We start from the raw sequence: 12927 nt of genomic DNA, 5'->3' as shown, positions 1-12927 counted from the left end.
CTTGCACGAAAGCCGGGGGAATTGAACCCGCCATATGCGGGACGCCGCGATGCGGCAGGGGCGGCATATAAAATCAGTGCGGTGAAGGAAGCAAGGCGGCGATCAATATTTAGCGTCATCCCGGCCAAGCGAGCGAAGCGAGCGCGAGCCGGGATCCATAGCCACCGGCGGCAATTGGTGGGCAAACGGTCAGCCACCGTCCAAAGCAATAACCGCCGCGGAGTATGGGCCCCGGCGTTCGCCGGGGCGACGGCTTCGAAACTACACCGCCGTCTTGCGGTGCCGGACCGGCGCGCCCGAGGTGAGGGTTTCGGCCGCATCGATGATGGCGTTGGCGTCGATGCCGTGGTGGCGGTAGAGGTCGCCGATGGAACCGGTCTGGCCGAACTGCTCGACGCCGAGCGCCTCGACCCGGTGGCCGCGCACGCTGCCGAGCCAGCTGAGCGTCGCCGGGTGGCCGTCGATCACGGTGACGATGCCGCAGTCGCGCGGCAGCGGCGCCAGCAATTGTTCGACATGGCTGAGATACTGCATGCCGCGGCGGTCGCGGCGCAGTTGGCGCGCGGCGGTCCAGCCGGCATGCAGCCGGTCCGCCGAAGTGACCGCGAGCAGGCCGACATCCCTTCGGCTCTCGCCTGACAGCCCGACCGCCTCGATCGCCTCCGGCGCCACCGCGCCGGTATAGGCGATCACCACTTCACAGTTCTCGCCGGGCCTGCGCAGCCAATAGGCGCCGTCGGTGATGGCTTTCTGCAGGTCGGGCGTCATGATCCGCTGCGGCTGCTCCAGCGTGCGAGTCGAAAGCCGCAGATACACCGAACCGCCCTCGCCGCCTTCGCGCTGCATGTGCCGAAATCCCCAGCCCATGATCACGGAGAGTTCATCGACAAAGGCCGGCTCGAACGAGGCCAACCCGTCCTGCGCCATGCCGATCAGGGGCGTCGCGATCGACTGATGCGCGCCACCCTCCGGCGCCAAGGTTATGCCCGACGGCGTCGCTGCCACCATGAAGCGCGCATCCTGGTAGCAGGCGTAGTTCAGGGCATCGAGGCCGCGCTGGATGAAGGGATCGTACAGCGTGGCGACCGGCAGCAGCCGTTCGCCGTTGATGGCATGCGACAGCCCGAGCGCCGACATCAGGATGAACAGGTTCATCTCGGCGATGCCGAGTTCGATATGCTGCCCCTTCGGCGAAAACTCCCAGTTGAAGGTCGAAGGAATCTTCTCGCTGCGGAACAGATCGGCCTTCTCGGCGCGCGCGAACAGGCCGCGCCGGTTGACCCAGGCGCCGAGATTGGTCGACACCGTGACGTCGGGCGACGCGGTAACGATGCGCGAGGCGAGTTCGCTGTCGCCGCGCGCCAGTTCATTGAGCACCAGCCCAAAACCCTGCTGCGTCGACATCACGGGCGACGGCTTGAACGAAAGCCGCCCGGGCACCTCGATCACATCAGCGGTCAGACGGCGGCGGCCGTCGCGGTTGAACGGCACAGCCGCCAGAAAGGCTTCCAGCTCGGCGGGCGCTTGCGAAAGCCCTTCGAACTTTTCCCATTCATGCCCGGGGCGGATGTTCTGCGCGGCGCGCCACTTCTCCATCTGCGCCACCGTCATCAGGCCGGCATGGTTGTCCTTGTGGCCCTGGAACGGCAGGCCGATGCCCTTGATGGTGTAGGCGATGAAGCAGACTGGGCGATCGTGATCGATCGCCTCGAACGCCTCGACCATGCTGGCCATGTCGTGTCCGCCGAGATTGGACATCAGCGCCAGCAGCTCGTCGTCGCTGCGCCGCCCGATCAGTTGCGACACCGCACCCTGATCGCCGATCTCGTCCTCGATATGCTTGCGGAACGCCGCGCCGCCCTGGAAACACAGCGCCGCATACATCGCGTTCGGGCAGGCGTCGATCCAGCGCTTGAGCGCCTCGCCGCCGGGTTCGGCGAACGCCGCCTGCATCAGCCGGCCGTATTTGACGATCACCACGTCCCAGCCGAAATTGCGGAACATGGATTCGAATTTTTCCCACAGCCCCTCGCGCACCACGGCGTCGAGGCTCTGGCGGTTGTAGTCGACCACCCACCAGGTGTTGCGCAGGCCGTGCTTCCAGCCCTCGAGCAGCGCCTCGAAGATGTTGCCCTCGTCCATCTCGGCGTCGCCGACCAGCGCGATCATCCGTCCCTCGGGCCGGTCCTTCATCCAGCCATGCGCCTTGACGTAGTCCTGCACCAGCGAGGAGAACAGCGTCTGCGCCACGCCGAGGCCGACCGATCCGGTGGAAAAATCCACATCGTCGGTGTCCTTGGTGCGCGACGGATAGGACTGTGCGCCCTTGAAACCGCGGAAATTTTCCAGCTTGTCGCGGGTCTGCCGGCCGAACAGATACTGGATGGCGTGGAACACCGGGCTGGCATGCGGTTTCACCGCGACGCGATCCTCCGGTTTCAGCACCGAGAAATACAGCGCCGACATGATGGTGGCGAGCGAGGCCGAGGAGGCCTGGTGGCCGCCGACTTTCAGGCCGTCGGCGTTGGGCCTGATGTGGTTGGCGTGATGGATGGTCCACGACGACAGCCACAGCACCTTGCGGGCCAGCGCGGACAGCAGTTCGAGACGTGCGGGTTCGATCGGCATGGCGGGATTCCCGGCACAGTGATTATCCGGGGATGTTAACGCTTCGGCCTTCGGCAAAAATCTCAAATTCTCGCGACATGTCAGGCATTATTGGGATAATATCCCAATCAGACGCCCATCAGACCGAGTTTATCCCAATGCACACCCTGGATGCCATCGACCGCAAGATCCTCGCCATTCTGCAGACCGACAGCCGCACCACCATGCAGGAACTCGCCGACCAGGTCGGCCTGTCGGTGTCGCCGTGCCATCGGCGGGTCAAGCTCCTGGAAGAGCGCGGCGTCATCACCCGCTATATCGCCACCGTCGACCAGAAATCGCTCGGCCTGCATGTCAGCGTCTTCATCTCGATCAAGCTGGCGCGGCAGAAGGAGGAGGACCTCAACCGGTTTGCGAAGGCAATCTCGAAATGGGACGAGGTGCTGGAGTGCTATTTGATGACCGGCAACCGCGACTATCTGCTCCGCGTCGTCGCCGCCGATCTGTCGTCCTATGAGGCGTTCCTGAAGAACAAGCTCACGCGCCTCGACGGCATCGCCTCGATCGAATCGAGTTTTGCGCTCAGCCAGGTGAAGTATTCGATCGCGCTGCCGGTGTGAGGAGGCATGGCGGTGCGGGTTCTTCCTTCCCTTCTCCCCTGTGGGAGAAGGGGGCGCGGACCAGAGTGGTCACCAATGCCGGCCGGAAACTGGACGCGCCGGGCCGTTCTGCGGCGTTGCCGCCAGCCTCCATGCCGGCGGCTCCTTGTTACTTTGCATGGGGTCGTTTTCGATATTTTGGTGGGAAGCGGGAACCGCGTCCGGCCTGCGGCCGGGAAGCGTGGCTGGCCGGGCCATAGCTCGCGCGGCAAAGCCAACCGTTTCACCTTCCGATCTCCGCCAGCCGCCACGCGCCAAGACTCTTGTCGCGCCAGCCGCCGCCCGCCTCCGTGCAATTTTCATTGAGCAATTCAACCGGCGGCCCCCAATCGAACGGCGCGCGCTCGAAATTCAGCGCGCGCCAGTCGCCGTCCTCGCAATCGGCGTTGGTCTGCCATTGCGGAAACGTGGTCACAATCAGCCACGCCGCACCGGAGCGGCGGAAGTTCGCAACCGCGCGCGCGATGTTGGCAAAGGACAGATGCACCAGGCAGTCGCGGCACAGGATGGCGTCGCAGCGGGGCAGCGCATCCGCGGTGATATCGGCGAGATGGTATTCGCCCTTGATATCGCCTGCGGCGGCGCGGGCCTGCAGGCCCCCGATCAGCGCGGGCACGACGTCGATCCCCGCATAGCGCACGTCGAGATCGGCGTGGTTGATCCAGCCGGCATCGCCGCAGGGCGCATCGAGCAGCGAGGTCACGCCTATTTTTTCGAGAAACCGCGGCAGTTCGGCGCGCAGCACCGAGGTTGCGTCCAATTCCGAGCCGAGCCCGGACGTGGACGCCGCCGCACCCCACAAATTGGTTTCATGGATACGCTGAAAGCGCTGTGCCAGATCGAGGCCGGCGAAGGAGTCCTTCGCCGCAAGGAAGCGCTGATGCGCGAGCACGGGCGGACGATCGGAATCATCAGAGGCCATGGCGCATCATAGCGCTGCCGCCTCGCCCTGAGAATCTGACAATCTACCGCCACGGCTCGACGATCATCTTGGTGTGCCGCTCCGGATTGGCGAGGTCGGCGAATGCCTGTGCGACGCCGTCGATGCCGACGGTCGCGGTCACCAGCGACGCGGCGTCGACCTCGCCTTCCGCGATCAGGCGCAGCGAATGGGCGAATTCATCCGGCGTGTAGCCCAGCACATATTGAACGTTGAGTTCCTTCATGATCCCGAGCATCGGCTCGGAGCGGTCGGTTTCCATGCAGACGCCGACCACCACGATGCGGGCGTCGCGCGGCGCGCCTTCGAACACCTGCTGGATCAGACCGGGAATGCCGACGCATTCGAAGATCAGCGCAGGCTTAAGCGCCGGCAGCAATGCCTGCAGCGGCGGCCGCCTGGCCTTTTCCTCCGGCGACATCGCGGCGTGCTCGGCCCAGGTCGCGTAGGGCTGCGAACGCGCGGGATCGACGACGATGTCGGCGCCGAGCTTCTCGGCCAAAGCGCGGCGCGCCGGCGAATAGTCGGCGGCGACGATCGGGTGCAACCCTCTCAGCTTCAGCGCCGCGATTACCGCGAGCCCCACCGGGCCGCAGCCGATCACCAGCGGCACCTCGTCGCCACGAATATTGGCTTTTGCGACCGCGTGAACGCCGACCGCGAGCGGCTCGGTCAAGGCCGCGTGTTCCGCCGCGAGGCCGTTCGGCACCTCCAGCAAGAGCGCCTCGCTGAGCAGCATGCGCTCGGCATAGCCGCCGACATTGTCGTTGGAATAGCCGATGCCCTGCGGACCTTGCGCGGTCAGCAGCGCCGGCAGCGAACAGACGCGGGCGCCGGGCTTCAGCTTGCGCGCCGTGCCCGGTCCGTACTCGATGACCTCACAGCAGAATTCGTGGCCGAACACGACATCGCGGGAAAGGTCCATCGGCTTGCGGCCGGGGAAGTGTCTTGCCAGTTCGACCATGCGATGGGCGTGCTTGCGGGCGTGCAGGTCGGAGCCGCAGATGCCGCAGGCCAGCGTCTTGACCAGCACCTGCCCCGCCGCCGGTTTGGGCTCGGGCAGCGTATCGACGACGATCTCGCCGTTCCTGAAAACCGCAGCGCGCATAACTCCCCCTTGTTATTTTTGTTCTCTATCCGGCCGCGTCGCCGCACCGTTCGTCAACTCGCGTGACGAACCCTCTTACCACGTATATCGCGCGACGCCCTTGCCGGCGTAGGATTTGGTGACGTCGGAGAACTCGCCCTCGAAGGTGGCGACGGCGGACCAGCCGTTCAGCCACTTCATTTCGGCCGACGCCGTGGTCAACGCGGCATCGGGGACCTGCGCCGCACCGTTGACGACGAAGGCTGTGCCCGGCAGCGTCTGGAACACCGGGGTGATGCTGCGGTCGGTGTTGAAATTATGCGCCCAGGCGGCGCGGCCGCGCAGCGTGAGAATTCCGTTCCGCATCGCGAACGACCGGTCGGCGCGGACGCCGAGTTCGCTGCGCGCCGCCGTGACGTCCCTGGCGGCGTAATTCAGCGCAAAGGTGTTGGCGCCCGACAGCACCTGCTCGGCATAGGCCGGCAGCTGATAGGTGGTGAACTGGCCGGCGGCATAGGGCGTAACGCCCATCCACGGGGTGACAAAACGGTAGCCACCTTCGACGCGGCCAGACCAGGCATTGGCGTTGAACTGCGCGTGCAGCCGATCGACGCCGGCAACGGTGACGGTGCGATCCGTCGTCACATCCTGCCAGCCATAGGCCAGCGCACCCGTCACATAGGCCCGGCCGGCCGTGTGGCGCACGAAGACGCCGGCCTGGAACAGGTCCGAACGTCCGGAGCCGAAACCGTTGACGGCAAAACTGGTGCCGCCGCCGGCCAAGGCAAAGCCGGCCAGCGTCGCCGGCGAGATCCGGTAGTCCGCGCCGGCGGAAAAACCGAACGCGCGCGCCGTGGCATCGTTCGATCCCAGTGCCGCATTGCCGTCGGTAGAGCTGCTGCCGCCATAGGCCGCGCCCCACACGCTCCAGTGCGGATCGAACAAATTGTTGCGCGCTACCTCGGCCTTGGTCGGGAATCTGGCGAAGGCGCCGCGCGCGGCATTGTTCTTTCGCGCATAGGCATGGACGCCGACGGTTTCATCGGCGAACGCCGGCGCGCCGGCGCCCGCGGTCACGCCATCGCCGCGGCCGGCGACAAAAGGATCGGTGAGCAGGCTGAGGAACATGTTCATCGCATCGAAGGTGGCCTGCTGCGATCCGGTGCCCAGCTCACCCGACACTTGCGTCAGGCCGGCCGGCGTCAGCGCACCGAACGCCAGCGGGATGCCGCCGGTCGCGTTGAAGAAATTGGTCAGCACATTGGCGACGTTCTGCTGGTTGACGTTGAGACCGCCGGGCGGATTAAAATTCAGCGCGAAATTCAGGTAAACATTGTTGGCGTCATAGCTCAGGCTGGGCGCGAAGTTCGGCACATTGACGCTGACCAGCGGATTGAAGGTGCCGGCGACGCCGCCGGTGGCGTTGAGGACGATGTATTGCTTGAGGATGGTGCCGGCCAGCAGCACTGCATTGACCGTCGCGCCCCCGGGCGTCGCGACGCCGGTGATATTGGTGCGATCGCTGTTCGCGCCCGATATTTCCACCAGGTAGCTGGACGCAGCGGTGAACGCCAGACTGCCCTGCACCGTCAGCAAGCCGACCGAATTGCCGGGCGCCAGCGTTCCGCCATTGATCAGGGTGTCGCCGACGATGCCGTTGCCGCCGAGCGTGCCGCCGGCATTCACGGTGACGCTGCTTGACGACACGATGGAGCCATTGACGCTGAGCGTGCCGCCGTTGATCACCGTCGTGCCGGTATAGGTGTTGACGCCCGACAGGATCAGGTTGCCGGTGCCGACCTTTTCCAGCGAGCCGGGTCCCGGTGAACAGCCGCAATCATCGGCAATCACGCCGCTGACTTCGGTCGACAGATTGTTGCCGCCGACGACCAGCGTGTTGCCGGCGCCGATGTAGTAGGTGCCGGATCCGGCGATCGAGCCTGCCGGGATCCGGCCGTCGCCGTTCGGACCGAGGCTGCCGGAGAAATCGACGAAGCCGGCGCCGATGGTGATGAAGGCAGCGTTGCCGCCGCTGGCGTTGTCAAAGAAGTACGTGCTGCCGCCGTTATTGGTGATGATCGTGGCGTTGCCGGCGGTGCTGAAATCGAAGAAATCGGTATTGCCGCCGTTGTTGTTGATGATGATCGCGTTGCCGGCCGTGGAAACGGCATTGAATTCGGTAATGCCGTCGAAATTGTTGATGATGGTCGCGGATCCAGCGGATGCCGAATCGTTGAATAGCGTTCCGCCAGTATTCTGGTTGGTGATACGGGCGGTGCCGGCATTGGTCAGCGCATTGAATATGGTTCCACCGTCATCGTTGTCGATGGTGGCGTTCCCGGCCGTGCTGGTATCCGTGCCGCTCGGCGCGCCGAACAGGGTGACGCCGCCCGAGGTGTTCGTGATGTTGGCGCTGCCGGCGCTGCTATTGCCGAAAAATGCGGTCGCGCCGACATTCTGGTTGACGAGCGTCGCCGTGCCCGCGGTATTGCCGCCGAAAAACGAGGTAAAGCCGCCATCGGTGGTGATCGAGGTGATGCCGGAGGTGTTGGCGTTGACGATGTCGAAGAGGCCCTCGTTGAACACCGCGCCCACGATGGTGGCGGTATGGGTGGCGTCGCCGAGTTGCAGCGTCGCGCAGGTGCAGATCGTGGTGCCGCCGGTATAGGTGTTGGTGGCGGTGAGGATCAGGGGGCCGCCGCCGAAAGTATCCAACACCGTCAGCGCGCCCGGGCCGCTGACCACACCGGAGATGGTCAGTGCGATGCCGTTGGTATCGATCGCGCTGCCGAACGCAGGCGCGTTGAGCGTGAAATTGTTGCTGAAGGTCAGATCGCCGGATCCGTCGGCCTGGAACGTGCCGCCGTTGATCGTCACCGCCCCGGTGCCGACCGAGCTGTTGTTGGTCACCTGCAGCGTGCCGCCCGAGATGATGGTGCCGCCCGAATAGGTGTTGATGCCCGACAGCGTCAGCAGGCTGTTACCGAGCTGCTGCACCTGAACGCCGGCGACCGTTCCCCCGATATTGTTCGAAATCGAGATCGCCTGACCGGCATTAGCGTTGTTGATGATGCCGCCGGTGGGCCCTGCCAGGCTGAAATTAACGTCCGCGCCATTGATGACATAGGATTGCGAGGCGGCATTGAAGGTCCAGGCGTCAGGCGCAATGGGGCCGGCCGTCACGGTGACGGCAATCGAACCCACGGAATCGAAAATCGCCGATTGGCCGCCGGTGACCGGCGGCGCGCCGGCGGGCGGATTGGCCCAGTTAGTGCCGAGATTGTAGTCCGTCGTGGCGGTCGAACTACCGGTGCCGCCCCAGATGAAACCCTGGGCCTGCGCGGCCGACAACGGCGACAGGATCGCAACCGCCAGCGCCGCGCCATAGCGTAGCGCAGACACGCAACCGCGCGGCCGGTCTTGCACCAGCAATTGCAAGAGAAAACGCAACGCCAACCCCACAGCCCTGTGTCCAGCGCTCTGCGGCGCCGCCCGGGTCAGGCTAGCATGACCAACGTCCCGTAATTTTACGGATCGCTCCGAATCCCTTGATTCGTCACCTGAAAAGGATGTTTTCCGGTTCCACTGTTGCACACGCGCAACGCTTGCGGCCCGACCGGCCTACGCATGCGGCAGTGCGTCAGCGATCAGGCGTTCGGGGACGGCTCGCCCGGCATCGCCAGAAGCTGCGACCGCCGCACCCGCTCGCGGTGCGCGGTGTAGAGCCCGCTGCCGACGATGAAGGTCGCACCGACCACGGTCCAGATGTCGGGCACTTCGCCGAACACCAGGAAGCCGAGGATGCTGACCCACAGCAATTGCGTGTAGGAGAACGGCGCCAGCACCGAGGCGTCGGCGTAGCGGAACGCCAGCACCACGATCCACTGCCCGGCCGTCGAGGCCACGCCGATGAAGATCCCGAACATAATATCGTGCCAGCTCGGGGTAACCCATACGAACGGCACCAGCAGCGAGAGAATGCAGACGCCTGCGATAGACGAATAGGTCATGGTGGTGAGGACATGTTCCCGCCCCGCCATCATGCGCGTCATGATCAGGGTGCAGGCCCAGGCCAGCGCCGAGACGATCGGGAAAAAGGCGGCGGGATGAAACGCCGATGTGCCCGGCCGCAGGATGATCAGCACGCCGGCCAAGCCGACCGCGGTCGCGATCCAGCGCCGCACGCCGACCTTCTCGCTGAGAAAGACGATCGACAGCGCAGTGACGAACAACGGCGCGACGAAGCCGGTGGCGGAGGCTTCCGCGATGGGCAGGAACCGCAGGCCGGAGATGAAGAACAGCGACGATCCCAGCAGCGCGGCGCCGCGCAGCAGTTGCAGGCCGAGCCGGCCGGTGCGTAGCGCGAACAGCGGCGATCCCGGCAGCATCGCCGGCGACATGATCAGCGCGAACGTCAGGAACCGGATCCAGGCGATCTCGATCGACGGCAGCGTCGCCGACAGGTATTTCGCGGTCACATCCGAGGCGCCGAGAAATACCGTCGAGGCGAGGATCAGCGCGATGCCCTTGAAGGGATGATCGGCGCGCGCCGGCGCCTTGCGCGCGGCCGGCTTCTTTTCTTTGGGCAATGGCAACGCTGCGCTGTCCAGCCTGGCGGCTGCGGCGGGTGGCGGGGTCACGATGAAACTCGGCGTGAAATTATCGAATCGGGCGAGCGATCAAAAAAACGACAATTGGCCTGAAACGACAAGGTCCGAAAACAGGCAGCCGATATGCGCGATTGCACGCGGCCGCCCGCCGCCGCCCCGGACCCACGGGCCTCATGGTTCGCGCCGGCGCAGAGCGCCTCCTCGCCATGAGGCATAACCTACAGCATCGGCAGGCCGCGCGGCTTCGGCCCGCGCGGGAAGGCCTTGTCGAGCGCGGCGATCTCGCCGTCGCTGAGCTCGAGCTTACCCGCCGCGGCGTTGTCGGCGGCGTGCTCAGGCGATCCGGCCTTGGGAATTACAAACACCGACGGCCGCCGCGCCAGGAACACCAGCGCGACCTGGCGCGGTGAGGCGCCATGCGCAGCCGCGACCGATTGCAGCAGTTCGCCCGCCGGGCTGCGCGGCGACGGGAAATCATTGTGACCGAACGGCGAATACGCCACCACCGCAACGCCGTGCTCCTCGCACCACGGGATCACCGCGTGCTCGATGGCGCGCTCCTGCAAATGATAGAGCACCTGGTTGCAGGCGATCTTTCCCTTGCCGGCGACCGCGAGCAGCTCATTGAGGTCGCCGGTGTCGAAATTGCTGACGCCCCAGGAGCGGATCTTGCCGGCGCGCATCAATCCGTCGAACGCCGCGACGGTCTCATCGAGCGGATACGCGCCGCGCCAATGCAGCAGGTAGCAATCGAGCCGGTCGGTCTTCAGCCGAGCCAGCGAACGCTCGCATGCGGCGATGGTGCCGCGCCTCGAGGCGTTGCTCGGCAGAACCTTCGAGACCAGGAAGACCTCGTCGCGCCGTCCGGCGATCGCCTCGGCAACGACGGGTTCGGCGTCGCCATACATCTCGGCGGTGTCGATGTGGGTCATGCCGAGATCGAGACCACGGCGCAGGGCGACGACCGCGCGCTTGCGATCGCCTTGGTCGATGTACCAGGTGCCCTGCCCGATCACGGGCACCTCAGGGCCGTTGCCGCCGAATTTTTCCGTTCGCAAGATTGCCTCGATCGCCGCTCGTGCCCCTCACATCGGGACCTTAGCCGAACCGCCGATCAATGTCCCGAGAGCAAATTTATTCGAACCGGTCGAGGCTTCACCAGGCCTCGCCGAATGGCCTGGCTTCGAGTTCAAAGCTCCACGCCGAGCGACGCTGGCGCGTCAGCATCATCGCAATATCGGAAACGTCGTCCGGCTTGACGAAAAAACTGTCGGGCTTGTCACTGAAGCGAGCGCGCATCAGCGGCTCGCCGACAATTCCGTCGACGACGATGACCGAGACATGCACGCCTAGTGGACCGTAGGCACGCGCGAGCGATTCAGCGAGTACGCGCTGGCCGGCTTTCGCCGAAGCAAAGGCCGCCGCCCGCGCGGCGCCACGCCGCGACGCCGTAGCTCCAATGAAGATGATGTTGCCCGAAGCGGAGAACATCATCGCCGGAATGACAGCGCGGGCTGCAAGAAAGGCTCCAAACCCGTTGACTCGCCAACATTCCTCGAAGTCTTCCGGCGAGACATCCGCCGCAGCGCCCCAAACGCCTTTTCCCGCGTTGTAGATCAGGACATCGACCACGCCGAGTTCGCGGGCAACGCGCGCGAACGTCTCCTGCACGGCGGCGGCGTCGGTCACGTCGCATGGATAGCTCCGTGCCCGCGGCAACTCGGCCGCCAGAGGCTCCGTCAGCGCGGTCGTTCGCGCCAGCATGGCCACCGCATAGCCTTCGGACGCAAAGCGGCGGGCCAATGCCGTTCCGTTTCCTGGCCCGACGCCGACGATGGCGCACACAGGCAATCGGTCGCGTCCGTTCATGGCGATACTCCGTTCAGCCAAGGCGGCCTTGCGTGGAATTCGGTCACGATTGCCGCCAGTGCGGCGGAATCGTTTTGCCGAAATAGGGAAGCTTTTCCATACGGGACATCCAGTCACGGACGCCTGCGGGCATCGCCGATCCGATGTCGCTCGCCGGCCGCATCGCGCCGATGCGGCGCAGGATCGCCATCAGGGGATAAAGTGCGAAATCAGCAGCGCATGGCTCGGCCCCCGCGGCGAAGGGCCCGATGACGGCCATCTCCATCGCCGCAAGCTCGGACACGAGCGCAGATTTCGCTTCCGCGACCACGTCCGCATCGGACTGGCCGCGCCGCATCAAGAGTTCGACGACCAACCTGCGGACATGCGGGTAGACGTAGTTATCCGACTCGGCGGCGATGCGGCGCGCGATGGCGCGCGCCTTCACATCCCGGGGCCACAATGTGGCGCCCGATCTGGAGTACCGGTCTTCGAGATACTCGACGATCGCCGAAGACTCGGCCAGGACGAACCCATCATCGACAATGACCGGCACCTTTCCGCGGGGACTGATCTCCTCGAACGCCGGCGATCGCAGGTCCCCTGCATCGGCTGAAAGAAGCTTGAGGCCATAAGCCAGATTCTTGCTTTCCAGCGAAAGCCAGACCTTCCACGAGAAGGGCGAACCGGACAGGCAGTAGAATATCAGCGCCATGATACTGAACCCGGTTCGCGCCTACATTACGCCAACGATCCGCCCGAACAAAATCATCTGGCAGGCGAACCCGATCACGAAGGCAATAGTCCTGAGAAGCGGTATGCCGAATGTGTAGATGAGCGCGTGGGCAATTCGCGCGACGAAGAATATCAACGCGGCCCTGGCGGTCAGCGGCGACCCAGACTCCAGCACATGGACGATGATGGCCAGCGGCGCGAAGACAATGAGGTTTTCGATCGCGTTGCGGTGAGCGCTCGCGGCGCGGTACGCCCAGTCAGCGTGAGGACGAACATCCGGCTGCGGATTGGTGAGGGCCTTCCAGGGCCCCATCTCGACAAGCCGGTTGAGGATGATCGGCACCCAGATGATCCCCGTGAAGGCGGACGTCAGGGCGGTGTAGTAGAGTTCGGGTGTGATCTTCATGGTCGTTCCTTCTCAAGCCTCGCCTCGAGGCGGCG

Annotated in this window: 10 protein-coding genes; 1 reads left to right on the top strand and 9 read right to left on the bottom strand. The window is 65.0% G+C overall.

Annotated features, from left to right (window positions below; genetic code table 11):
- Window positions 1–261: 261 nt before the first annotated feature.
- Window positions 262–2628, bottom strand: a complete 2367-nt coding sequence (locus tag KMZ68_RS09050; protein ID WP_215615438.1) for a transketolase — start codon at window positions 2626–2628, stop codon at window positions 262–264.
- Between the two features lie 137 nt (window positions 2629–2765).
- On the opposite strand from KMZ68_RS09050, the gene KMZ68_RS09045 reads away from it, so the two are divergent.
- A complete protein-coding gene (locus KMZ68_RS09045) occupies window positions 2766–3227 on the top strand; it encodes an Lrp/AsnC family transcriptional regulator (RefSeq protein ID WP_215602818.1) in 462 nt (153 codons plus the stop codon).
- A 262-nt stretch (window positions 3228–3489) separates the two neighbouring features.
- On the opposite strand, the gene KMZ68_RS09040 is transcribed toward KMZ68_RS09045, so the two are convergent.
- From KMZ68_RS09040 to KMZ68_RS09005, 8 genes are all read right to left on the bottom strand, one after another.
- Window positions 3490–4188, bottom strand: coding sequence for a class I SAM-dependent methyltransferase (locus KMZ68_RS09040; protein WP_215615437.1), 699 nt, complete (start codon window positions 4186–4188; stop codon window positions 3490–3492).
- A gap of 43 nt (window positions 4189–4231) precedes the next feature.
- Window positions 4232–5314: a zinc-binding dehydrogenase gene (locus tag KMZ68_RS09035; protein ID WP_215615436.1), complete on the bottom strand. Its 1083-nt coding sequence runs from the start codon at window positions 5312–5314 to the stop codon at window positions 4232–4234.
- 75 nt (window positions 5315–5389) lie between these two features.
- The gene (locus KMZ68_RS09030; protein WP_249779572.1) at window positions 5390–8695 is read right to left on the bottom strand and encodes an autotransporter outer membrane beta-barrel domain-containing protein; all 3306 of its coding nucleotides are present in this window, start codon (window positions 8693–8695) and stop codon (window positions 5390–5392) included.
- A 245-nt stretch (window positions 8696–8940) separates the two neighbouring features.
- Window positions 8941–9888, bottom strand: a complete 948-nt coding sequence (locus KMZ68_RS09025) for a DMT family transporter (RefSeq protein WP_215616263.1) — start codon at window positions 9886–9888, stop codon at window positions 8941–8943.
- A 233-nt stretch (window positions 9889–10121) separates the two neighbouring features.
- Window positions 10122–10961, bottom strand: a complete 840-nt coding sequence (locus KMZ68_RS09020) for an aldo/keto reductase (RefSeq protein ID WP_215615435.1) — start codon at window positions 10959–10961, stop codon at window positions 10122–10124.
- A 97-nt stretch (window positions 10962–11058) separates the two neighbouring features.
- A complete protein-coding gene (locus KMZ68_RS09015) occupies window positions 11059–11772 on the bottom strand; it encodes an SDR family NAD(P)-dependent oxidoreductase (protein ID WP_249779626.1) in 714 nt (237 codons plus the stop codon).
- A 43-nt stretch (window positions 11773–11815) separates the two neighbouring features.
- Window positions 11816–12466, bottom strand: coding sequence for a glutathione S-transferase family protein (locus tag KMZ68_RS09010; RefSeq protein WP_215615433.1), 651 nt, complete (start codon window positions 12464–12466; stop codon window positions 11816–11818).
- Between the two features lie 21 nt (window positions 12467–12487).
- Entirely contained in the window at window positions 12488–12892 is a 405-nt protein-coding gene (locus KMZ68_RS09005) for an MAPEG family protein (RefSeq protein WP_215602823.1), read from the bottom strand.
- Between the last annotated feature and the right edge of the window lie 35 nt (window positions 12893–12927).

It is taken from the genome of Bradyrhizobium sediminis, assembly GCF_018736105.1.
In the GTDB taxonomy this organism is placed as follows: domain Bacteria; phylum Pseudomonadota; class Alphaproteobacteria; order Rhizobiales; family Xanthobacteraceae; genus Bradyrhizobium.
Note: the sequence above shows the minus strand (reverse complement) of the source record. Positions and strands in the feature narration are given on the sequence as shown.

What these genes read in the sequence shown, in the direction of transcription:
- KMZ68_RS09045 (WP_215602818.1), top strand. Translation starts at nt 2,766, where the DNA reads ATGCACACCCTGGATGCCATCGACCGCAAGATCCTCGCCATTCTGCAG.
- KMZ68_RS09040 (WP_215615437.1), bottom strand. Translation starts at nt 4,188, where the DNA reads ATGGCCTCTGATGATTCCGATCGTCCGCCCGTGCTCGCGCATCAGCGC.
- KMZ68_RS09015 (WP_249779626.1), bottom strand. Translation starts at nt 11,772, where the DNA reads ATGAACGGACGCGACCGATTGCCTGTGTGCGCCATCGTCGGCGTCGGG.
- KMZ68_RS09005 (WP_215602823.1), bottom strand. Translation starts at nt 12,892, where the DNA reads ATGAAGATCACACCCGAACTCTACTACACCGCCCTGACGTCCGCCTTC.
- KMZ68_RS09050 (WP_215615438.1), bottom strand. Translation starts at nt 2,628, where the DNA reads ATGCCGATCGAACCCGCACGTCTCGAACTGCTGTCCGCGCTGGCCCGC.
- KMZ68_RS09035 (WP_215615436.1), bottom strand. Translation starts at nt 5,314, where the DNA reads ATGCGCGCTGCGGTTTTCAGGAACGGCGAGATCGTCGTCGATACGCTG.
- KMZ68_RS09010 (WP_215615433.1), bottom strand. Translation starts at nt 12,466, where the DNA reads ATGGCGCTGATATTCTACTGCCTGTCCGGTTCGCCCTTCTCGTGGAAG.